Source organism: Streptomyces sp. NPDC111802 (genome assembly GCF_055634335.1).
Genome location: NZ_JBVKCZ010000010.1, coordinates 1 through 21127, shown reverse-complemented (window position 1 = coordinate 21127; position 21127 = coordinate 1). Strand labels below are relative to the sequence as shown.

Below are 21127 nucleotides of genomic sequence, written 5' to 3'. Positions count from 1 at the left end.
TCATACCGGATGCAGGCCGGGGAAGGTGAGCCCGGATGTCTCCGGAAAACCGAGCATGAGATTCATGCACTGCACCGCGCCACCGGCGGCTCCCTTCATGAGATTGTCGAGGCTTCCCATCACGAGCGCCCTGCCACGGTTGTCCGCGACGATTCCGACATCGCAGTAATTGGAGCCGAGCATCACCTTCGGATCCGGATAGCGGTATGTCCCGCGAGGGCTGTTCACCAAGCGGACGAACGGCTCCGAGCCGTAGTCCTCGCGATACATGGTGATGAGGTCTCGCTCGCTCACGTCGCCGATGGTCACCTTCGTCACTGTCTGGACGCCGCGAACCTGCGGCGTCGCGGTGACCGTCATGGACGTGTCCACACCGAGCGCCTCGATCACCTCGGCCTCGTGACGGTGGTCGAACGGCGCGAACACCCGCATCACCCCGCTGCGCAGCGCATGCGAGTTGGCCGATCCGCTGGATGCTCCGGAGCCACTGCTACCGGTACGTGCGTCGACCTGTACGTCGTTGAGGAGCCCTCGGGTCGCGAGAGGCGCGAGGCTCAGAATCGCACTGGTGGCCATGCAGCCCGGGATGGCGACCCGATTCGCGTCGACGATCTGCTTGCGGTGCAGTTCGGGCAGGCCGCGAACGAACGCCTTGGCGTGCTCGCCCGCACGCCTCCAGCCGTAGTAGCGCTCCATGAGTGCGGCGTCTTCGATGCGGAAGTCGGCGGTCAGATCGACGATCTTCGGCGCGAGCGCGGCCACCTCGTCGAGGATCTCAGTGGTGGAACCGTGGACGCCGGCGAGGAAGATGAGGTCGGCCGGCTCCAGGTCCGCGCGCCGGCTGTAGCGAAGCCCGCTCCCGCGCAGCGGTGGGTGCGCGCTCTCCACCGCACGGCCGGCCTGGGTGTCCGAGGTCACGGCAGCGACCTCGACCTCGGGGTGGTGGACAAGCAGGCGAAGCAGCTCGCCCCCCACGAAACCCCTGCCGCCCACCACCGCGACGCGCTTCATACCGGTTCCTTCACATCGACCATCTCGGACATACAGGCATCGACGATTTGCGCGGCAACATCGACTCCTGTCGCGCTCTCGAATCCCTGGAATTCCACCCGCGAGTTCACCTCGAGCACCATGTGGCCTCCGTCGGCTCGCTCGACCAGATCCACACCGGCGATCCGTGCGCCCACGGCAGCCGCTGCCCGGACGCACAGTTGGTAGATCTCCTCATTCGGCGGATGCTGCTCCACCGTCGCTCCCCTGGCCACGTTGTTTCGCCAATCACTGCTCGAGCGGACGATGACGCCCAGACAGACGCCATCGACGACGATTCCTCTCATGTCCGGCGCACCGGGCTGGATCGCCTCCTGGACGATCACTGTCCTCGTGACCGCCGACGGCAGTGCGGCACAGTGCTCAAGGACGGCGTCGGCCGCGTACTGATCGGTGATCAGACTGACCCTGTTGCCCCATGACGAACTGAGCGGCTTGACCACGGCGGGATAGCCGATCGATTCGATCGCCTTCATTCCGGTTTCCGGGGAGGGCGCCAGCATGGTCGTCGGTGTCGGAACGCCGAACTGCTTCAACCGCAGATAGGTGGACCACTTGTTGCCGCACACCCGGCTCGCCGATGCGTCGTTCATCGGATACGCACCGAACGCTTCGAGCGATTCCGCCGTGAGCGCCGAACGCTGACTGGAGATCTCACGGTTGAGCACCGCCATGCCCCGCAGCTGCTCGACATCCTCCGGCGCGAACGACATCGTGCGGGGGTCCAAACGGACTGCGGGGACATCGCGGCGTTCCAACTCGGCCAGAAGCCGGCGCTCCTCGTAGCGAACGGTTGACAGGAGAATCCCGAGACGCATCGATCGTCCTTCTCGGTTCATTCACCCCAATCCTCTTCAGGCTCGGGCGCTATCGCCAGTTCCAGCGGGTTGGTGGAGTGGATCTCCAGCTCCGTCGAGCATCCCGGGCAGCTCACGATCTCCCCCTGATAGCTGTCCGCCGGTATCTGCAAGGTGCCGGCGCAGCTGACGCACTCTGTGTCCATCTCATCTGTCCCTTCTCGATCACTGCGGGTTTGTGACGAAATTCAGCACTCGGCGGAGTACCGATTCAGCGGTGAGTCCACTTGCCTCCAGCAGGGACGAATGAGTGCCGGGCGGGAGGAAGCCGGTGACGCCGATCGGAAGCCATGGGAGGCCGCGGGCTCCGGCCGCCGACGCGACCTGTGCGCCCATACCGCCGGAGGTCCACGCCTCCTCCAGCGTCACCATCCACCGGCAGTCCTCAGCGATGGCCCGACCGACCGCGCCGGCCGCGTCCGGATCGACGGTGTGCACGTTGATCACCTGCGCGCTGTATCCCTCGTCGGCGAGACCGTGGGCGACGTCCAGGGCCACGGACAGGATCTCGGGTCCCGTGGCGATCAGGGCGATGTCACGACCGGCGCGCACTTCCTGAGGGATGCCGAGCTCCGGTTCGGGGAGTCCCGCGAACGCCGGCGAAGCCTTGCGTCCCAGTCGCAGGTACGTCGGGCCGTCGTACTCCAGGCACTGCTCCAGCAACGACACCGCCTGGTTCGCGTCAGCCGGGACGACCACGCGCATGTTCGGCAGTGCGTTCATCAGCGCGAGGTCCTCGGTGGCATGGTGCGTCGGCCCCAGCCAGCCTCCGCTCGCGCCTCCGTGCGTGCCGACGACGCACACCCGGCGCCGGGGATAGGCGATGTCCAGCTTGATGAACTCGAACGCCCGACTCACCGAGAAGGCGGCGAACGTACACACCAGTGCGCGTCGGCCACAGTGCTCGGCACCGGCGGCGAGCCCGATGGCGGCGTTCTCCGCGATACCGACGTTGAGATAGTCCATTTCTGCCGTCGGCTTGATGCTTCCCGTGTCGGTGTCGACGACAAGCACGTTGTGCCGTACCGCGAGTTCCGGTAAGGCCTCGGCGAATACGGCGCGGGTGCTGACGCGCGCCGGTCCGACCTCAAGCATGATGGGACTCTCCCTTCGCGCTTGCGACCGGAGCCGCACGTCGCAGGCCGGCTTCGACGCGCTTGCGCTTCTGGGCGTCGAGACGGACGAAGTGGGAGACCGACCGGCCCGCGAGGACTCCCGCGCCTTGCGCCTTGACCGTTCGACAGACCACTGCCGTCGGCCCCTGCGTTCGCGCCGCCTCGTCGAGCACCGAGCAGAGGGCCGCCAGGTCGTGCCCGTTCACCTCGACGGTGCGCCAGCCGAAGCCACGCCACCGTTCGTCGATCGGTGCGCCGTCGCTGACGTCGCGGACGGCGCCCGTCTGCTGGAAGTCGTTGGCGTCGATCACGGCCACGAGATTCCCGGCGTCCAGGGCCCGGCTCACCTGTGCCGCCTCCCACACCGTCCCTTCCTGGAGCTCGCCGTCGCCGAGCAACACGAATGTGTTCGCGGGTGACTCGCCGGTCTGCCGTTGCGCCCATGATGTGCCGTTCGCCAGAGCGAGTCCGTGGCCGAGCGAACCGGTCGCGAATTCGACCCCGGGGACGGCGACATTGCCGTGGGTGGCCAGCCTGCTACCCGGGTGGCAGAAGGTGCAGATCTCCTCGGGCTCGATGAAGTTCCGCTCGGCCAGTGTTGCGTAGAGAACCATTGCCGAATGGCCCTTGCTCAGCACGAAGATGTCCCGTTCCTTCCACTCGGGATCGTCGGGGTCGACGTTCATCGTGTGAAAGAACAACGCCACCAGGATCTCGACAGCGGACATCGAACCACCAAGGTGGCCGCCCTCGGGTCCCGAGCACATCTCGACGATGTGCTCACGGATGCGGTGTGCGTGGACGGCCATTTGCTCGACCGTCGGCTTGTGCTCGGATCTGGTCAGCGGCCCGCACCTTCCGCGAGTTCCTGGAGAACCTTCAGCTGCGACCAGACCTTCTCGACGACATCGGCGAAACTGTGGAGCAACGGACCGGCGTCAGGCGGCAGATGACGTTGTTGGATGGTGAAGCTTCGCTCGATGACGTCCTGGGTGACCGGCCAGGAACCGCGCTCCTGCCGACATATCGACCGCAACGCCGGCTGCTCGGGAATCGGCATCATCTGGTACCTGGTCGCCGGCAGTCCTTCGGCGCGCAGAGCCCGCATCAGCACGTTCCTCGCCGTCTGCGAATCCATGCCGGGAAAGAGCCGGTCGAAGTCGACGACGAACCGCAGGATATGCCAAGCGTGCTCATATCCGTCCGGTTCTGACGGACACGTCAAGCCATCCAGATGCTGCAACCGTGACAGGAATGCCGCGACATTCGTCCGTCGGGCCGCATGGTAGTCGGCGAATCGTTCCAACTGGCTTGATGTGTAAGCCGCCTGTACGTTGTTCAGCTTCGCGTTGAAGCCCAGCCGATGGCTCACATAGCGCCGCGGGCGATCCGGACGGATCGTCTCCCCGAACTGGCGCAGCTGCACGATACGGTCGGCCACGCTGTCGTCATCGGTGACGACAAGGCCGCCTTCCCCGCATGTGGGCAGATTCTTCGTCATCTGCAGGCTGAACGTGGCCGTGTTGCCGAACGCACCGCACAGAGTGCCTTGATATCGGGCTCCTTGGGCCTGCGCGGCGTCTTCGATCACCGCACAGCCGTGCCGGCGCGCGATGTCGTTGATCGCGGTCATGTCGGCGCTGAGGCCGTGCAGGTGCACCGGGATGACGGCCTTGGTCCGCTCCGTGATCTCCGCGGCCAGGCTGTCCGCGGACATCGTGAACGTGAACGGATCGACATCGGCGTACACCGGCGTCGCACCGACGTGCACCACAGCCATCGCCGTCGCGACAAAGGTCAGCGCGGGAACCACCACTTCGTCCCCGGGACCCACTCCGTGCGCGAGAAGTGCCAGCTCGATGGCGGTGGTTCCGTTACTCACGCCGACGCAGCGGCGCACCCCCAGGTACTCGGCCCAGGATCTCTCCAACCGTTCGACCGCAGTCGGCCCGCTCGTCCGGTCGGAGACGAAGACATTCGAATCGAGCACCGAGAGCACCGCCGCCCGGTCCGCATCTGTCGTCTTCGGCCAGTCGACCGGCGCCAACGACCCCAGCACGGGCTCGCCCCCGATGAGAGCGAGCTCGCCCACAGACCCCCCATTCATCAGACGACCGCCCATTCCCTCGACAGGGCCAGTCGCCACTCGACAGCAAGCTGCTCGTACGCGTGCAACAGTTCCTCGCCGCGGCGCCGGATCAGCTCCGATATCTCGGGTATCTCGGACGCATGCGCACTCAGTAAGCGCACGTTCGACCACGCGGATACGACCCGGTCCGCCGTCGCGGCGATCGCGGAAAGATGCGGCTGCTTCGACCGGAGCGCGAACTCCTGGGCAAACCGTCCGTGCAAGAACGCCTGCGCCTGCATGGCCCAACCGAAGGTGTACGCGGGTCGCAGTTCCGCCGGGTCGTCGCTGTGCTCATTCAGTCGCTCGACGAATCGACGCAGGCCGATCCGCCCGGTCCACACACGATCCGAGGGGCCGGCCTCACCCGTGGTCCAGCGGTCGAGGTTGCCCTGGAGTGCCTGCACGACGTCACCGGTCGTGAGTTCGTCCGGTGGCGACTGCACCTTCGTCGTCAGCACCCGGCCACCGATCTCTCGGCTGGAGAAGAAGACGTCCTGCGTATCGGAGGGATTGCCGGAATTCCAGCTGGCGACCAGGTGCTCAGCGGACAACCAACCCTGGAACGCCGGCGGTTGTGCGTCGGATACGTAGAACTCCACTTCCCCGTCCGCGGTTCGACGCCAGGCCGGAACCACGACGAGGTGGGCCGCGTGAACATCGCCGAAGGCCGGGCGGAACGGAAGATAGTAGTTGTCCACCGCCACGATGACGCTCGAATGCGCTTCGATGAGCACGATCAGATCGTCGGCGTTCGCCCCCGTGGTCCACGCGGACTCGACGTCGTGGTACGGGCACAGGTCGCCTGCCACACCGCGGCTGCTCTGTGCGGGACGGTAGAACTCCTCACGCATGACATCGTCGGGCGCGAACGCGAACTCGCAGGCGAGGCCGAACACCTCGACCGGCCGCAGGCCGTGCTCCATCAAGATGCTGCCCAGGGTGGTCTGCAGACAGCTCAACGGGTCCTCGTACCACTGGGGATAGGTGCCGTCAGCGCCTTTCCACCGTGGCACGCGCGATATCGCTTCCGTCGTACTACCTACGCTCACGTCGGTCCCCGTTCGTCTGCCGATCGTCTTCGGCGCCGGCGCTCACCTGCTGGCCGACGAGCGTCATGGCAAAGAGATGGACGGCCGGATTCTTGGGCAGCGAGAAGGCGCCCAGCGGCTGCCGTGAAGTGATCGGCACACGTTGACACCACAAGGTGATCCCGATTCGTTCCTGCACGTGATACGGGTAATGGATGACCTCCGTGCGGAGCGCGAGCTCCTCGCCGTAGTCCGATCGGCCTTCCCACAGGTCGGAGAGCGCCAAATGATCGCGATCCACCGAGCCGTTCGAGAAATGCCAGGTGACCACGTCCCTGACCCGTCTCTCACCGCAGCCGATGACGTAGAGCCAGTCCCACCGTCGTTCAGGGACCTCGATCCACTGCCCCGAGCAGAGCACATTGTCCGGACCGTTTCCGTCGAGCCGGGCGCTTCGCAGCGGAACGCCGTCCACGACAATCTCCAGCGGCTCGGGCCGCGCCGGAAGTGAGTTTCGCCAAATGTTCAGCCGGCCATCGGTGAGATTGTCCGGTGTGGTCGCCGCCTGATTGTTCAGGAACGGCTCGAGCGCAAGCATCTTGTGAACAGTCAACGGAGATCCTTCCGTACCAATGCTCTACGCTGCAACCTGGGCTCGACGACAGTGAATCCACAGGATTCGAATGTGCTCACCCTGCCGTGAAAGCTGGAGCGGTCGAATTCGACATCGGGATTCCGGTCGTCCTCGGGGTAGGCCTCGATCAGTTCTGCCTTCTCGTTGCGTGCCCACTCCACCGCCCTGTCGACGAGCACCTTGACGAGCCCCTGGTGTCGGTGATCACGGGCCAGATACAGGCACACGATGGACCAGATGCGCTCCGGGTCGTCGCCCTCGATGAGCTTCGCCGCACGGGACCTGGCCAGCCGCGGAAAGCCCAGACGGGGGCCGACTCCGATCCAGCCGACCGGCACGTCGTCGACCGAGCCCAGGACGCCCACCCGCTCGCCGGCCTCGACCAGCTCACGGAGCCTGTCCTTGCGTGCCGCCGAGTCGCACGAAGCACGTTCCTTCGACGTCATGCGGAAGTACGTGCACCAACAGTCCTCCACAAGCCCTTTCGGCTCGAAGAACTCGCCGACCGTGGGCCAATCACTCGGTCCGACAACTGCGGTAACGAAATCACTCATCGGTTCTGCCTTCCGCGGTATCCCACCGTCGACCTGGTCGCCCGTAATGGTCACTTCCAGGTCACTGCTAGCGGCAGAGACACTACGCCGTTCAAGAAGTTCGAAATGAGATGCTTGGGGTCACCGTCGAGCGAAACGGATCGGACATTCTCTCGCCAGAGATCAAAGAATGTCTTCATACCGAGGGCGGCGACATGCTGACCGATGCACCTGTGGACGCCGAGTCCGAATGCCAGTTGCTGGTTCGGGGAGCGGTCGGGGATGAACCGGAACGGCTCCGCGAACACCTCCTCATCGCGGTTGGCCGAGGCGATCCAGGCAGAGACCAGGGATCCGGCCTGAACCTCGGTACCGGCGATCGTGGTGTCCTTGGTGGCGCGCCGCAGCACGTGATTGACCGGACTCGCCCAGCGGAGCGCCTCGTCGACGAACTTCTGGTCGGTCTGCTCCTGACGCGTGAACCACGACCACAGCTCGTCGTCGCCGGCCAGCAGGATCAGCGTCTGATTGATCGTCTGGGGCACGGTCGGATTGGCACCCATGAGAAACGCATACGCGTTCAGCAGCGGGACGTCCCTGTCCGAGTCGCCCACGGCGTGGGCTGTGGCCGGGCACCGACCGCTCACCGAGTCGGCGGAGGGGCCGTCCTCCAGGACCTCCCCGAGCACGGACATGATCGTCGTGTGCGCTTCGAAGAGATCGATCCGACGCTGGAGCGCCGACTCGGCCGCGTCCACTCCCCCCATCGCGCGAACCGTCGCCCGCCCCGTGACGCTCCACTCGCTCTCGGGAATGCCCATCAGCAATCCGGTGATGGTCATCGGCAGGGTGATCATGGCTTCGCAGAAGTCGAATGACTCACGGCCACGAATGCTGTCGAACAACTCGGACATGCGGTCCGTGATGCCCTGCTGAAGGCGTTGCGTCGCCGGCACCGTCATCAGCGGGGTGAAGTTGCGCTTGATCTCGGAGTGCAGTGGCGGGTCCGTGAGATGGATCGCCGCCCCTGCCGCGACATCCCCGTCTCCGCGCACGGTGAGCATGGTGCTGTACGCCGAGGAGAACGTCTTGTGATCGTTCAGAACCTCACGGACGTCCGCGTGGCGCGTCGCCGCGAAGAATTCCTGGCCGTCGGGAGTCTGCTGACGGTGAAGGCCGTCGCTCCCGCGCAGGTCCTGCCATACGGCGTGCATGTCCCGAACCGCGTACTGCGATTCGTCGTAGAGATCTGACGAAGCCACGTCCGAGGCTTCAGGGCCCTTGAGGGAAAGTCGCATCGAAAGGCTGCCTTTGCATGGAAGTTACGACACTCGAACAACTCTCGTACGATCCGACGGGACGTTCCGACCGGACCTGGGCTGCGTCGTCGGCGCCACCGCCGGCGAAGCCGCCGCCCCGGTTATCCGTTCGTCACCTCGCCATCGCGGTCGAGCAAGCCGATGTTCTCCGCACATCGCATGTAGAAACGCGACGCGACGGACCACTCCGTGATGCCCTGGGCACCCAGCACCTGCATCGCGCTACGAACGAGGCGCACCAAGGCGTCCTGTTCCACGAGTTCGAAGCGTCGAACGACTCCCTCGTCCTCGCCCGCCAAGTTGTCCGCGATCTCGTGGAGCCGCGCGCTCAGGGCGTTCATCTCGGCGTAGCAACGAATCAGCGGGAACATCAGAGAGTCGAAGTCGACGAGACTCCGGCCGAACTGCTCCCGGGTGGAGGCGTGTTCCCAGGCGGTCCGGAACAGGCCGATGCCAAGTCCCAGCACATAGGCCGCATGCCGCAATCTGCATTCACGAGAGTCGCACTTCTCGGGGGAGGTCTCGCCGTTCCCCCTCTCCGGATTCGCGAGCCGGCACGGTTGGTAGGCGTTCTCGTACCCGAGGTATCCCATGCTCAGGCTGATGGCGCAGCCAACCGTGAGTCCGAGACCCAGGCCTCCCTCGTCCTCGGGCCGCTCCACCTGGTCGAAGCCCAGGTCGGCCAACGTCCTCTCCAACGCCGTACGACGTGTCGGCGAGTAGCCGAACAAGGGCTCCGCCTTGACGCCCGCGCCTACGGGTTCGAGGACTTCCAGGACGGTGTCGACGAGCTCTCCGCCGAAGCGGTGCAGAATCTCCAGGCAGCGCCGGGAGAACTCCTCCTTGAGGTCCGCCGAAATGGTGGACAGCATCATCTCCGAAGTGCCGGCGGACAAGGTGAGTCCGGGCGACTCGGTCAGCCCCGAGAACAGTTCCTCGTGGGTCAGATCATCGAGGTCAGTCCTCTTCTGGAGCGTGCTCCAGCGGCGAAGCACCTCGTGCCCGACCTGCTGACAGGTCTCGCTCGTGTACAGCTTGGCGACGGCGGTGTCGATCGCCTTGACGTCCGCGCGCAGGAACACCTCGGTGGCCGCGCGGGCCAAGGTCGTGGCGCATTCGACCTGGCCTTCGAGCCGCTCCAGGCTGGCCGGCCGGGCGGTCGTCGCACGCAGGGCCTTCAGCCAGCGTGCCGCCCTGACGACGTGATCGATACCGGTACGTTCGATGGCCAGAGCGCCGTCGAGCAGGGCCCATCCGCGGCCCTCGTCGCCCACGCGACGCCAGCTGTCGACCTCGACGTCCTGAAGGCGTACTCGGCACATCCGTTCACGTTGCACCGTCTCCACGAGCTCGACGCTCACGCCCTCGGCGGCCAGGTCGATGACGAAGAGGGTGATGCCGTCGTACTTGTGCCCGTCCTGCCCGGTCCGGGCGGCCACCAGCGCCGAACCGGAGATGTCGCTGTAGATGCTGAACACCTTGACGCCGTTGAGCACATAGCGGTCGCCGCGGCGCTCCGCCCTGGTCCTCAGTGCGGCGAGGTCGCTCCCGGCGCGGGGTTCGCTGTAGAGGACGGTGGCGAACTCCTCACCTCGGCTGATGCGTGGAAGCAGTTCGCGTTTCAGCCGGTCCGAGCCGGACTTGAGTACGAAGTTGCCCACGATCTGCACGGTGAGTGCGTACACGAGGTCAGGCAGGCCGGTCGAGGAGAAGCCCTCGAAGAGCTCGATGGCGAGACGCGTCGGCATTCCCGCGCCACCGAACTCCGTCGGCCAGTCCGGCGTGAGCAGTCCGCGGTGGCCAAGCTCCCGGTACGCCTCGGCGATGGCGGCCGGTTCCATCCGCCTGGACCTGATCACGAGATCACGCCACTGGGGTGTGTCCACGAGCTTCTTCAACGACCCGTGCAGATCGGCCTCATCGACCTCGTCGGGCTGTCCCCGCAGACTCGAAACAGGTGTCGTGGCGGGACGATCACTCCGGATGATCTGCTCGATCGCGGCGAGATTGCCGGCCTCTCTGAGCAGGCTGTAGTGGTCGCCGGGAAGGTCCTGGAAGTAGACCGTGCCCGAGGTCGCCGTTCGCCAGTCGGACTTGAGTGATTCCACGGCGCGCACTGAAACAACGTCCAGGTCACCCGGTGTGGGCTCCCAGATGCTGACGAGCCGTCTGTTGTGCGCGAAGATCTCGAAACGCTCGCTGAACGTCTCCAGGTCCATGTCCAGCACCGCGGCGGCCTTGGACTCCGTGTCCGCGTTGAACTCGTCGTCACGTCCACTCAGCCTCAACGCATCGTGCACGAAGTCCCGTAACGCCACGGCGGGCGTCCAACCCCTGAACTCCCCGGCCTTCCACGTCGAATCGAGGAGTACGACCTTCGGCCGGCCCCCACGCTCCGCGAGCAGGCACGCGATCTCCCACGCGAGGGCGCCGCCGAACGACCAGCCGCAGATCACATCGACCTCGGGGCAGTGATCGACGAAGCTCTCGACGTATCGCCGGGCAAGCTCCTGAACGGACTCGGCTCGCCCGCCGTCGACAAGCGTCTTCGAAGAGGCCTCCAGCCCGAGGCATCTGTAGTCGGAGAGTCCTCGGACCAGCGGTTGATAGGCCAGCAGGCTGCCGCCCACCGGGTGGGCGAACAGGATCACCTGATCGGAGGATGCCGATCGACTCAGTTCGATGAGACCTGACGTGTCCGCCCTCGCCGATCTCGTACGGAGATAGGCATTCAGGCGTTCCCCTTCACGTTGCATCACGCGTTCCCCGTTGTCGCGATCCATATACGGCTGCTCACTCGGCCAGGAGTCGGGCTACGTCCTCTTCGGACATCTGCTCGATGGCCTTCTCGAGTTCCTCGGGTGGCAGGCTGGCCAGCCTGGAGCGTTCGACCTCCAACGCCATGTTCTGCACGCTCGAATCCGCGAAGAACGCGGCCAGCGAGATGTCGGTCGCGAAGATCTTCTTGATCTTGGATACGAGCTGGGCGGCCTGAAGACTCGTCCCACCAAGATCGAAGAAGCTGATGTTCTTCGCGAAGTCGGTGCGACCGAGGATCGGGCCGAAGGCCTTGGTCAGCATCTGCTGTTCGACGTCATTGAGGCGCTCAGCCGACTCCGGTTCGACACTGGCGCCGGCACTCGGCAGGGCTCGCTCGTCGATCTTTCCGCTCGCGTTGATCGGGAGTTCGTCAAGCAGCACGAACTTGCTCGGCACCATCGTGGACACGAGATGCCTGCGGCAGTGATCCCGAAGTGCCGTCTCGGACACGGCGGTTGCTCCCCCGGTCGCACAGTACGCGACCACTCGTTTGTGTTCCTGGTCCTGCTGGACCTGCACATACACATTGCGAACTCCGCGGGCGGCGCGGATGGCGCTCTCGATCTCACCGATCTCGATCCGTACGCCGTTGATCTTGACCTGTTTGTCGGCCCGCCCGACGTACACCAGGCGGCCGTCGCCGTTCTGTCGCGCCGAGTCTCCGGTCAGGTAGAGGCGTGCCGCCGGATCGTCCCCGACCGGGTCCGCGATGAATCGCCGCCTGTTGTCCTCGTCCCGCTTCCAGTATCCGGACGCCAGACCCACTCCACCTATGGCCAGCTGCCCGATGACACCCTGCGGGACCGGTACGTTCCGTTCGTCCAGCACGTACGCCACATGGTTGTCCATCGGGCCGCCCATGGGCAGGGCAGCGGGTGACAGCGGTTCCTCCAGCTCCTCGACGATGCTGGTGACGGTGCACTCGGTGACGCCGTATCCGTTGAAGATGCGCCGGCCCTTGCCCCAGGCTCTGACGAGCTCGTGGGAGAAGGCCTCACCGCCCACGAAGACAATGCGCAGGTCGTTCAAGGTAGCGGGATCGAGCAGCTTCATGACCGACGGCGGCAGGTCGGTCACCGTGATGCGATGGTCCTCCAGGAACCGCTGGACGCCCGACATGTCGAGACGCATGGCGGACGGCACGAGATGGAGTGAGGCACCGGTCAGCAGTGCGCCGAACATCTCGAAGACCGAAACGTCGAATCCGCAGGACGCATAACCGAGGAAACGATCCTGCGGTGTGAGCTCGAACAGCGTCCGGACGTTCTGGATAAACCCCAGGATGTTGTCGTGGCTGATGAGCACGCCCTTCGGCGTACCCGTGCTTCCCGAGGTGTACATCAGATACGCGACCGCGTCCTTGCCGGGGGCCGCCTCAGGCATGTCGGTCGCATCCGGAACGCCTTCCGGGAGGCGAAGCTCCAGTGCGGGCGCAATCCCGGCCGTCGTCGCGTCGCAGACCACGCGCTGCAATTCAGCGTTCTCGATGATCGCTTCGATGCGGCCCGGCGGGTTCATCGCATCGACCGGAACGTATACGGCACCCGACGCCATGAGGGCCAATACGGTCGCCGGGAAGTCCACCGACGGTTCGAGGGCGACGCCCACACGGTCGCCGGGGCCGACCCCGTTCACCGCCAGGTGAGCACGAATTGCCGCTATACGCCGTCGCAGCTCACCGTAGGTCATCACCTTGTCGGGAGTCCTGACCGCTACGCGCTGCTCGTGCTCGTCGGCGACTTCGCAGAAATGCGAGTAGACGTTTCCTGTGGGTGCCGGCACCTCGCGTCCTGTGCCGAGACGCGCCTGCGTGTTGCGGGAGTCCTCGTCATGGGCCCATGACTCCCGCACACTGACGTCCGGCATGGAGATTGCCCGGCGCAGAATCCCGACGAACACCCGCTGCATGGTCTCGATCGTCGCCGGGTCGAAGATGTCGGTGTTGTACGCGGTGTGGATCTCCAGGTCCGCGTCCTTCTGCGTGACGGTCCAGGACTGGAAGAACTTCGCGCGCGTCGTGTCGGGCTCGCTCTCGACCGCCGTTATTCCGTCAAGCCGAAGCGGCTCGGCCCATTCGTTCATCGTCAGCGTGTACTGGAACAAGGTCGACCGCGAGGGATCGCGCTTGACGCCGGCGCTGGCGATGATCTGCTCAAGGGGGAGATGCCCGTGTGCCTGACCGTTGCGGAATCGCCGCTGAACTCCCGAGAGGCACTCCTGGAAAGTCGCGTCAGGATCGATCTCGCACCGCAGTGGCAGCATGTTGATGAAGAAGCCGATGGTTCTTTCGCATTCGACTTCGGCACGATTGGCGGTGGGCATGCCGAAGATGACGTCTTCGGAGCCTGAATACCTGTGGTAGAGACAGGCCATTGCCGTGGCGTAGACAGTGATCGGCGTCGTCGACAGCGATGACGCAAGAGTCTTGACCTGGGCCGCTAACCCCTGCCAGGTACTGACCTCCGCGGAACCCGTGTACGTCGCCTCGGGCGGGAGGGGACGATCGCCGGGGATGTCCATGACGTCGACGCCGCGGAGGGTTTCGGACCAGTAGTCCACGCTGTCCTGCCATGCGCCCGCGCTCATTCGCTTGCGCTGCCACTCGCTGAAGTCAGCGAACTGCACCGTGGGCGGCTCGACCTTGGGTGCGATGCCGGCCCGCCGCGCGTTGTACTCCTGTTCAAGCTCTTCGAAGAAGATCGCCGTCGATACACCGTCAAAGATGATGTGGTGAACGACGAAGCCGAAGTAGTGAAGATCGTCGCGAACCGTGACCAGGGAGGCGTTCCACAGCGGAAACTCCGTCAACTTCAGCGCGGTCTCGGCGAGCTCGACCATGATTCGATCGGCTTCGTCCTCGGAGTGCACGGACGTCTTCTCGATCACGATCTCAGGGTTTTCCACGACGCCCTGGAAGTACTCGTCATTTTCTACGAGTACGTAGGTTCGCAGCGCCTCATGGCGCATGACAATGCTTGAGAAGGCATCGGTGAGAGCCTCGATGTCGAGGTCGCCTTCGAGCCGGAACAAGAACGGGACATTATAGGTCGACATACCGGTCTGCAACCGGTCGACGAACCACAACGTGTCCTGCGAATAGGAGAGCGGAATATTGTTCCGATCCTGACGGGGACGTGGCCCGTCAGTGACCTTGGCGCGTGCACGTGCCAACATGCCTGCAAGCGACTGCTTCTTGTCCGGTGCGGCACTTCCAGGCGCTGAACTCACACAAACTCCCTTGACGTCAGTTAGCGATAAACAACAGCAGTTCTGCGGCAAGTCAGTGGTGCAGGCACAAGATCGTGCAAGTCCAAGCACGTCCGACCTCGGCATACCCTGCCCCAACGAGATCACCGTGGTCAAGACTTTGCCAACGCGTGCGCCTCGCAAGGCGGTCCGTACGCGTTCGCAGGGAATTCGACGGGAAGCGCGCGGATCGACGGACCTGCCCGAATTGGAGTAACCGTCGAGATTCCGGAAGAACCGTTCGGTAAACGGATCACTATCAGACATCACGCGCCAGGAGAATTAGTTCGCCGGGAAGACGACAAAACTGTAGGCGGCGTAGCCTCTGGCAACAGTCTGGCGAACGACACACGCCTGGAAGAACAGCAGGATAGAAGGAGCGAAACCGGACAAGATATGCGGCCCGAGCGGGACGTTCGGGGTACGCCGGCTTCCAGTCCGCCCCTGACTCCGCGTAGGACACGCCCGCCCCTTTTCCGCACATCCCAGGTATGAATTCAGCCATCCTCCAGGTTCCGCTCACAAAGCGGCGGCCGCCATGCTTCGCCGCGTGCCGGTTCAGGGATGACCGTCCGTGGTGGCACTGTCCGCCGTCCCATGGCCGCGACTCGGCGGACCGCTGCGTCGCCCTGACCGGCAAACCGTCACCGGGTGAGGGGTGACAGCTCGCCGGTCTTCCCTTCTCTATCTCCGGCCTCACGATTCATGGCCCGCATCCCATGAACCCTCGCCGACCTGAAGCTCGCCCAGGTCACACCCAAGACCAGCAGACCAAGAACCTGCTGGGGCGAGTGTGCAGCGCACTCAGTCGCGGCGCCGTGCCCATCCTGGATGCCCCATCGCACACGAGGAGGTGGCGCACATGGCCCTCCGGGCCAAAGTCCCCAGGATCCGCACGGGACTGCCGGTCGCACCGGTGAGCAACCTGGGGCAGTTCCTGTCACTGCCGGTGTGCTCCTGGCCCTCGCCGTCCCGTCCTCGCGTTCGGTCCCACGATTGTCCGTCGCGCTCTGTTTCCGCCCATGTATGAAGGGATCGCGAGTCGCTAGCCTGGTACCGACCACGACAGCGTGTTCCCTCCAGCGTTAGAGTGCCGTCGCTCCCCACGCCCAACTGCGGGCCAAAGGAAGGCAGCGCGTTTCCGTGAACCACACCCACGAGTCCACCGGCTCCGTCGGCGAGCGCCGCCTGCAGCACCTTCTCGGCACGGCCGACCAGGCCGCCACCTTCTACGAGCGCCAGGTGCAGACCCGTCTGACCCCGCCGATGGCGCACTTCATAGGGCGGCAGACCATGGCGTTCCTGTCCGCGTCGGACGCCGGCGGAGCCTGTGACGTCACATTCCGTGCCGGCCCCCGGGCTTCGTCACCGTGCTGTACGACGGCACCCTCACCTACCCCGAGTACCGTGGGAACGGGGTCCTCGCCAGTGCGGGAAACATCACCGAGAACCCGCATATCGGCCTGCTCTTCGTCGACTTCACCCATGACCACATCGAGCTGCACGTCAATGGCGCAGCTCGGCTCCACCCGGACGACGAGCAGCGGCGGGCCCATCCGCACCTGCCTGTGGACACCGCCCCAGGACGCAGGCCCGAATTCTGGGTGCACATCACGGTGGAGGAGGCGTATGTGCACTGCTTCAAGCACATCCCCCCTCTCGAGCCGGCGCCGCGTCCACGCCCGGGGGCCCAGCGGCCGAAGGATGCCGATTACTTCGTCCCCCGCGCCGAGCACCACTCCCCACCGGACGAGGGCGAGCAGACTGCGGGCACTCACACCGGATCGCTGCCGGGCAGGGGTTGACCCGTGAGGGAGCCGGTCCGGGCGGGGCAGGCCGCGGTCACCGGGGCCCGCCTCGAAGAGTTCGACGTGGAACTGGGCACCCTTCAGCAGCGCCAGAACTCCTGCGGGGACGTGGACATCGAACGATGCGTCAGGCGATGGTCGCGGGCCGCGGGGTCTTCGAGATGATCGTCGCCGTACGGGCTCCTACGGCCACTCCCCGCAGGCCATCACGGCCACGAACGGTGACGCCGGACCTACGGATTCCACCAGCCCTTCCGCGACCGTGCGGTCCTGAACGGTCAGTCCCGACAGGCCGGTACCCCACATCTGGCGTGCGCCGACAGCCACGTCGGCGCGGGGGACGATGCGGGACCAGTGCGGGCCGGGACAAGCGTCATCCCCAGCTCGTGGGCGGCCCAGCGCACGGCCGCCGCCGTCTGGGACACGCGGGCGACCGCGTTCGGAGTCAGATCGTTTTCCGCAGCACGTTCAGCAGCACACCGTCGAGCACCGCGATGCGTGCGGCTGGACGAGAGTTCAGGGCTGCGGCCAAGCTGCGCGGCCGCCGCTCGCGGCTCCAGATCTGCCGGCCTGTTTCCCGCCCTTCAGCTTGCGTCGGTGCCCCTGGCTCTGACGGTGATCCGCGCGTGGTCGTACCGGCCAGGCTCAGGCGACGGGTTGTAGATGATCGTGAACGTTCTCCGTACGTCGCCGAAGCGGTCGGAGTACGTCACCTTGGACGGGCTGGTGCGCTTCGGCTCGGCGGTGATGTCGTACGTACGAAGGAAGTCCGTGACGCTCGAGTCCTGGCTGTTGCCCACCTCGTACCGGAGCACCGCGGTGCCGTCCTTCTCCACCTTCGCGTACGTCGGTACGTAGTAGCGCCCCGCGGGTTGATGCTGATCGTGGTGCATCCCCGCCTTGCGCTCCACCGCCTCCTGCGGACCGTCACCGGCCGGCGTGAGCAGCGCGACGGCCGCCCAGGCGATCGCGCCGAGCGTCCACACCACGCACAAGGCCAGGAACCCCACCAGCCACCTGCGCCGACACGGCCTCGTGGGGCCCGTACCTGTACTCACCTGGACCATGCCGATGTCGAGGCGCTGGTTCGGCTGCCCGGGGCGACGCGGCGACCTGCAAGGCGCTCGTGGGGACGCTGGGACCGCTGGTGTGGTCCGTCGTGCGCGCCCATTTCGCCGACGAACGGGCCGTGTGCCGGGCGTCGGCGGGCCTTCACCAGGTGTCGACGCAGCGGCGCGAGCCGCGCTGCCCGGGCTCAGGGTCAGGGTCATGCAGCAGTGCGGTGATCCAGCGTCGGGACTCGGCCGGGTCGATGACGTCGTCGATCTCGAAGACCGAGGCGACGTTGAGGGCCTTGCCGTGCTCGTAGGCGGCAGCGACCCTGCGGGCGAACTCCCGCTCGCGCTCATCCGCGTCCTCGATGGCCGCCAGCTCCCGGCGGTAGCCCAGCCGCACCGCACCCTCGATGCCCATCGGCCCCAACTCGCCCGTGGGCCATGCCACTGTGAACCGGGGGATGCGGAAGCCGCCGCCGGCCATGGCCTGGGCGCCCAGCCCGTAGCCCTTGCGCAGCACGATCACTCCGAAGGGCACCGTGAGCGCTGCGGCGTGGACGAACATGCGGCTGACATGCCGGACGGTCGCGGTCTTCTCCGCCTCGGGGCCCACCATGAACCCGGGGGTGTCGCACAGGGAGACCACCGGCAGCCCGAACGCGTCGCACAGTTGCAGGAAGCGGCTCGCTTTGTCGGCCGCGTCGGAGTCGATGGCGCCGCCCAGATGCCGCGGGTCGTTGGCGAGGATGCCGCACGGGCGGCCCTCCACCCGGGCCAGAGCGGTGATGACGCCGCGTCCGAAGTGCCGTCGCAGCTCCAGGACGGAGTCGGTGTCGGCGAGGGTGGCGATGACCGCACGCACGTCGTACGCCCGCCGCCGGTTCTCGGGAATGAGGTGGCGCAGCCGGCGCTGGTCGGGGCACTCCCAGTCCGTCACCGGGCCCTGGAAGTACGACAGATACGTGCGCGCCAGCCGGACGGCATCCGCGTCGTCCTCGGCCTCCAGGTCGATGACGCCGTTCGCCCGCTGGACCTCGACCGGCCCGATGTCCTCCGGGGCGTAGCTGCCCAGGCCCCCGCCCTCGATCATCGCCGGGCCGCCCATGCCGATGGTGGCCTCGGGCGTGGCGATGATGACGTCGCAGCAGCCGAGCAGCGCGGCGTTGCCGGCGAAGCAGCGCCCCGAGCCGATGCCGACCAGCGGCACCTTCCCGCTCAGGGACGCGAACAGCGCGAAGGCCATGCAGTCCAGTCCGGAGACCACCGTGCCGTCCACATCGCCCGGCCGGCCGCCGCCCCCTTCGGCGAACAGGACGACGGGCAGGTGCGCCTGTTCGGCCAACGCGAAGAGCCGGTCCTTCTTGCGGTGGCCCATCATCCCCTGGGTGCCGGCCATCACGCTGTAGTCGTACGACATCGCCACCACGCGGGCGGTCCGGGGGCCGAACCGGTCGGCTCCCACCGTGCCCACGCCGCCGACCAGGCCGTCGGCGGGGGTGCGGCGGATGAGGTCGTCCAGGGACCGGCGGCTGCGCTGGGCCGCGATGGCCAAGCCGCCGTACTCGACGAAACTGCCCGGGTCACACAGGTCGGCAATGTTCTCACGGGCGGTGCGCCGCCCCTCGGCGTGCCGCCGGGCGACCATCTCGGGGCGGTCGGCGTCGTCGCCGAACCGCTTGCGCGCCCGCACCTCCTCCAGATCGGCGCGTGGGGCGTCCGGGTCCGGCCGCTCCTCGGGGTTCGGCGCACCGTCCGCCGCGCCGGTGGCCTCCATCACCACTAGCGGCTGGCCGTGCTCGGCCAGATCACCCAGCTCCGTCCGTACGGCGACGATCATGCCGTCGCCCGGCGCCTGGAGCAGGTGCTCCATCTTCATGGACTCCAGGACCACCAGGGTGCTTCCGGCCCGTACGCGCTCGCCCTCGGCGACGGCGACGTCGACGACGGTGGCCGTCATGGGCGCGGTGACGGTGAGCGTGCCCTGCGGCTCGAATGCGTCGGGGACCTCCGCGTCCTTCTCCGCGCCCCTCTCCGGGTCTGTCTCCTGCGGGACCAGTGCGGGCAGGAGTTCGTCGAAAAGCGCCGTGTGCAGCCGCCCGGCGACGACCTCGGGTGCCTCCAACAGCCGTCGCAGCACCTCGGCGTTGGTGGCGACTCCCTCGACCCTCAGCTCCGCCAGGGCGCGGCGGGCGCGGGCGAGCGTGTCGGGCAGGCTGCCGGAACCGTCGTGGGCGACGAGCTTGGCCAGCAGCGAGTCGAAGCGCGGGCTGACCCGACCGCCGGGGAACGCGGCGGTGTCGACGCGCACACCCGGCCCGGCCGGCGGCCAGAAGACGTCCAGGGTGCCGGCGGCGGGCAGCACCGTCCCGTCGGGACGGACCGTCTCGGCGTTGACCCGCACCTGCACCGCGCAGCCGCGGGGAACGGGAGCCTGCCCCGCCCCGATACGGTCGAGGCTCTCGCCGGAGGCCACCCGCAGCTGGGCCTTGACCAGGTCGATGCCGGTGACCTCCTCGGTGACGGTGTGTTCGACCTGGATGCGCGGGTTGGCCTCGAGGAAGTAGAAGCCCGGGGAGCCCTCGCCGGTGTCCACGAGGAACTCGAACGTGCCGAGCCCGGCATAGGCGACCTCGCGGGCCATGCGCAGCGCCGCATCGTGCAGCCCGGCCCGCACCGCCTCGTCGAGGCCGGGCGCCGGCGCGATCTCCACGATCTTCTGCCGGTGCCGCTGCAGACTGCAGTCGCGGTCGCCGTAGCCGACGACGACGCCCGTGCCGTCGCCGAGCACCTGCACCTCGACATGGCGGGCACGCCGCAGCAACTGCTCGACGTAGACCGCGCCGTCGCCGAAGGCGCGCGAGGCCTCGGAACGGCAGCGCCGGACGGCCTCCTCCAACTGCCCTGCCTCGTACACCGCCCGCATGCCGCGCCCGCCGCCGCCGGCGCCCGCCTTGACCATGACCGCAGCACCCTCGCCGAGGCCGGCCATGAACGCACGCGCCTCCTCGATGCCGGTGTCGCCGTACGTCGCCGGCAGCACCGGCACGCCGAGGCGCGCGGCGAGTTCACGGGCCGCGGTCTTGTCGCCGAGCGTGCGCAGCACCTCGGGGCGCGGCCCGACCCAGGTGAGTCCGGCGTCGGTGCACTGCTGCGCGAAGTCGGCGTTCTCGGCCAGCAGTCCGTAGCCGGGGTGGACCGCGTCGCATCCGGTGCGCACCGCGGCGCCGACCAGGGCCGCCGCGTCCAGGAAGGCCCCCGGCCCCTCGCCGTCGAGCACCACGGTCTCGTCCGCCATGCGGGTGTGCAGCGCGTCCGCCTCGTCGCGGGAGCGCAGTGCCACCGTCAGCAGGTCCAGCTCGCGGGCGGCGCGGATCACCCGTACCGCGATCTCGCCGCGGTTGGCGACCAGCAGTTTGGCCAGACCCATCGTCACCGCAATGCCAGTGAATTAGCAGAACTCTGCTGGTCAGCAGCCCGCTGATGGTCGGTTTGGGCTGATTTCATCCTTGGTGACACTGGGTAGTTCGTCAC

14 protein-coding genes and 1 pseudogene are annotated in these 21127 nt (G+C 66.6%); 1 reads left to right on the top strand and 14 read right to left on the bottom strand.

The window, feature by feature from the left end; genetic code table 11:
* The 12 genes from argC to ACZ7NC_RS12870 all read right to left on the bottom strand — a co-directional run bounded on the left by argC (position 1) and on the right by ACZ7NC_RS12870 (position 14715).
* Complete coding sequence (argC, locus tag ACZ7NC_RS12925; protein WP_471487555.1) at positions 1-1011, bottom strand: N-acetyl-gamma-glutamyl-phosphate reductase; 1011 nt, start codon at positions 1009-1011, stop codon at positions 1-3.
* Complete coding sequence (locus tag ACZ7NC_RS12920; protein ID WP_471487553.1) at positions 1008-1868, bottom strand: ATP-grasp domain-containing protein; 861 nt, start codon at positions 1866-1868, stop codon at positions 1008-1010. The genes argC and ACZ7NC_RS12920 overlap by 4 nt, the downstream gene beginning before the upstream one ends.
* A gap of 17 nt (positions 1869-1885) precedes the next feature.
* Positions 1886-2053, bottom strand: a complete 168-nt coding sequence (locus ACZ7NC_RS12915) for a lysine biosynthesis protein LysW (RefSeq protein ID WP_471487551.1) — start codon at positions 2051-2053, stop codon at positions 1886-1888.
* A gap of 19 nt (positions 2054-2072) precedes the next feature.
* The gene (locus ACZ7NC_RS12910; RefSeq protein ID WP_471487549.1) at positions 2073-3002 is read right to left on the bottom strand and encodes a transketolase family protein; all 930 of its coding nucleotides are present in this window, start codon (positions 3000-3002) and stop codon (positions 2073-2075) included.
* Positions 2995-3831, bottom strand: a complete 837-nt coding sequence (locus tag ACZ7NC_RS12905; protein ID WP_471487547.1) for a transketolase — start codon at positions 3829-3831, stop codon at positions 2995-2997. Before ACZ7NC_RS12905 ends, ACZ7NC_RS12910 begins: the two co-directional genes overlap by 8 nt.
* A 32-nt stretch (positions 3832-3863) precedes the next feature.
* Positions 3864-5114, bottom strand: coding sequence for a DegT/DnrJ/EryC1/StrS family aminotransferase (locus ACZ7NC_RS12900; RefSeq protein WP_471487545.1), 1251 nt, complete (start codon positions 5112-5114; stop codon positions 3864-3866).
* 14 nt (positions 5115-5128) lie between these two features.
* Complete coding sequence (locus ACZ7NC_RS12895; protein ID WP_471487544.1) at positions 5129-6112, bottom strand: BtrH N-terminal domain-containing protein; 984 nt, start codon at positions 6110-6112, stop codon at positions 5129-5131.
* 76 nt (positions 6113-6188) lie between these two features.
* Complete coding sequence (locus tag ACZ7NC_RS12890; protein WP_471487543.1) at positions 6189-6794, bottom strand: hypothetical protein; 606 nt, start codon at positions 6792-6794, stop codon at positions 6189-6191.
* Positions 6791-7423: a GNAT family N-acetyltransferase gene (locus ACZ7NC_RS12885; protein ID WP_471487542.1), complete on the bottom strand. Its 633-nt coding sequence runs from the start codon at positions 7421-7423 to the stop codon at positions 6791-6793. The genes ACZ7NC_RS12890 and ACZ7NC_RS12885 overlap by 4 nt, the downstream gene beginning before the upstream one ends.
* Positions 7420-8646 (bottom strand): cytochrome P450, encoded by a 1227-nt coding sequence (locus tag ACZ7NC_RS12880; RefSeq protein ID WP_471487540.1) that lies wholly within the window; start codon positions 8644-8646, stop codon positions 7420-7422. The genes ACZ7NC_RS12885 and ACZ7NC_RS12880 overlap by 4 nt, the downstream gene beginning before the upstream one ends.
* Before the next feature lie 122 nt (positions 8647-8768).
* Positions 8769-11318 carry an alpha/beta fold hydrolase gene (locus ACZ7NC_RS12875; protein ID WP_471487539.1) on the bottom strand — a complete coding sequence of 850 codons (2550 nt, stop codon included), beginning with the start codon at positions 11316-11318 and terminating at the stop codon, positions 8769-8771.
* Positions 11319-11460: 142 nt separating this feature from the next.
* Entirely contained in the window at positions 11461-14715 is a 3255-nt protein-coding gene (locus tag ACZ7NC_RS12870; protein WP_471487537.1) for a non-ribosomal peptide synthetase, read from the bottom strand.
* A gap of 1161 nt (positions 14716-15876) precedes the next feature.
* On the opposite strand from ACZ7NC_RS12870, the pseudogene ACZ7NC_RS12865 reads away from it, so the two are divergent.
* A pseudogene (locus tag ACZ7NC_RS12865) lies at positions 15877-16538 on the top strand (pyridoxamine 5'-phosphate oxidase family protein).
* Between the two features lie 587 nt (positions 16539-17125).
* Here ACZ7NC_RS12865 and ACZ7NC_RS12860 read toward each other — a convergent pair.
* Both ACZ7NC_RS12860 and ACZ7NC_RS12855 read right to left on the bottom strand, forming a co-directional pair.
* Positions 17126-17551: a hypothetical protein gene (locus ACZ7NC_RS12860; RefSeq protein WP_471487535.1), complete on the bottom strand. Its 426-nt coding sequence runs from the start codon at positions 17549-17551 to the stop codon at positions 17126-17128.
* Between the two features lie 202 nt (positions 17552-17753).
* Positions 17754-21023 carry a carboxyl transferase domain-containing protein gene (locus ACZ7NC_RS12855; RefSeq protein ID WP_471487534.1) on the bottom strand — a complete coding sequence of 1090 codons (3270 nt, stop codon included), beginning with the start codon at positions 21021-21023 and terminating at the stop codon, positions 17754-17756.
* Positions 21024-21127: the final 104 nt, after the last annotated feature.

Coding starts and splice junctions, on each gene's coding strand:
- argC (WP_471487555.1), bottom strand. CDS start 1,011: ATGAAGCGCGTCGCGGTGGTGGGCGGCAGGGGTTTCGTGGGGGGCGAG.
- ACZ7NC_RS12920 (WP_471487553.1), bottom strand. CDS start 1,868: ATGCGTCTCGGGATTCTCCTGTCAACCGTTCGCTACGAGGAGCGCCGG.
- ACZ7NC_RS12915 (WP_471487551.1), bottom strand. CDS start 2,053: ATGGACACAGAGTGCGTCAGCTGCGCCGGCACCTTGCAGATACCGGCG.
- ACZ7NC_RS12910 (WP_471487549.1), bottom strand. CDS start 3,002: ATGCTTGAGGTCGGACCGGCGCGCGTCAGCACCCGCGCCGTATTCGCC.
- ACZ7NC_RS12905 (WP_471487547.1), bottom strand. CDS start 3,831: ATGGCCGTCCACGCACACCGCATCCGTGAGCACATCGTCGAGATGTGC.
- ACZ7NC_RS12880 (WP_471487540.1), bottom strand. CDS start 8,646: ATGCGACTTTCCCTCAAGGGCCCTGAAGCCTCGGACGTGGCTTCGTCA.
- ACZ7NC_RS12855 (WP_471487534.1), bottom strand. CDS start 21,023: ATGGGTCTGGCCAAACTGCTGGTCGCCAACCGCGGCGAGATCGCGGTA.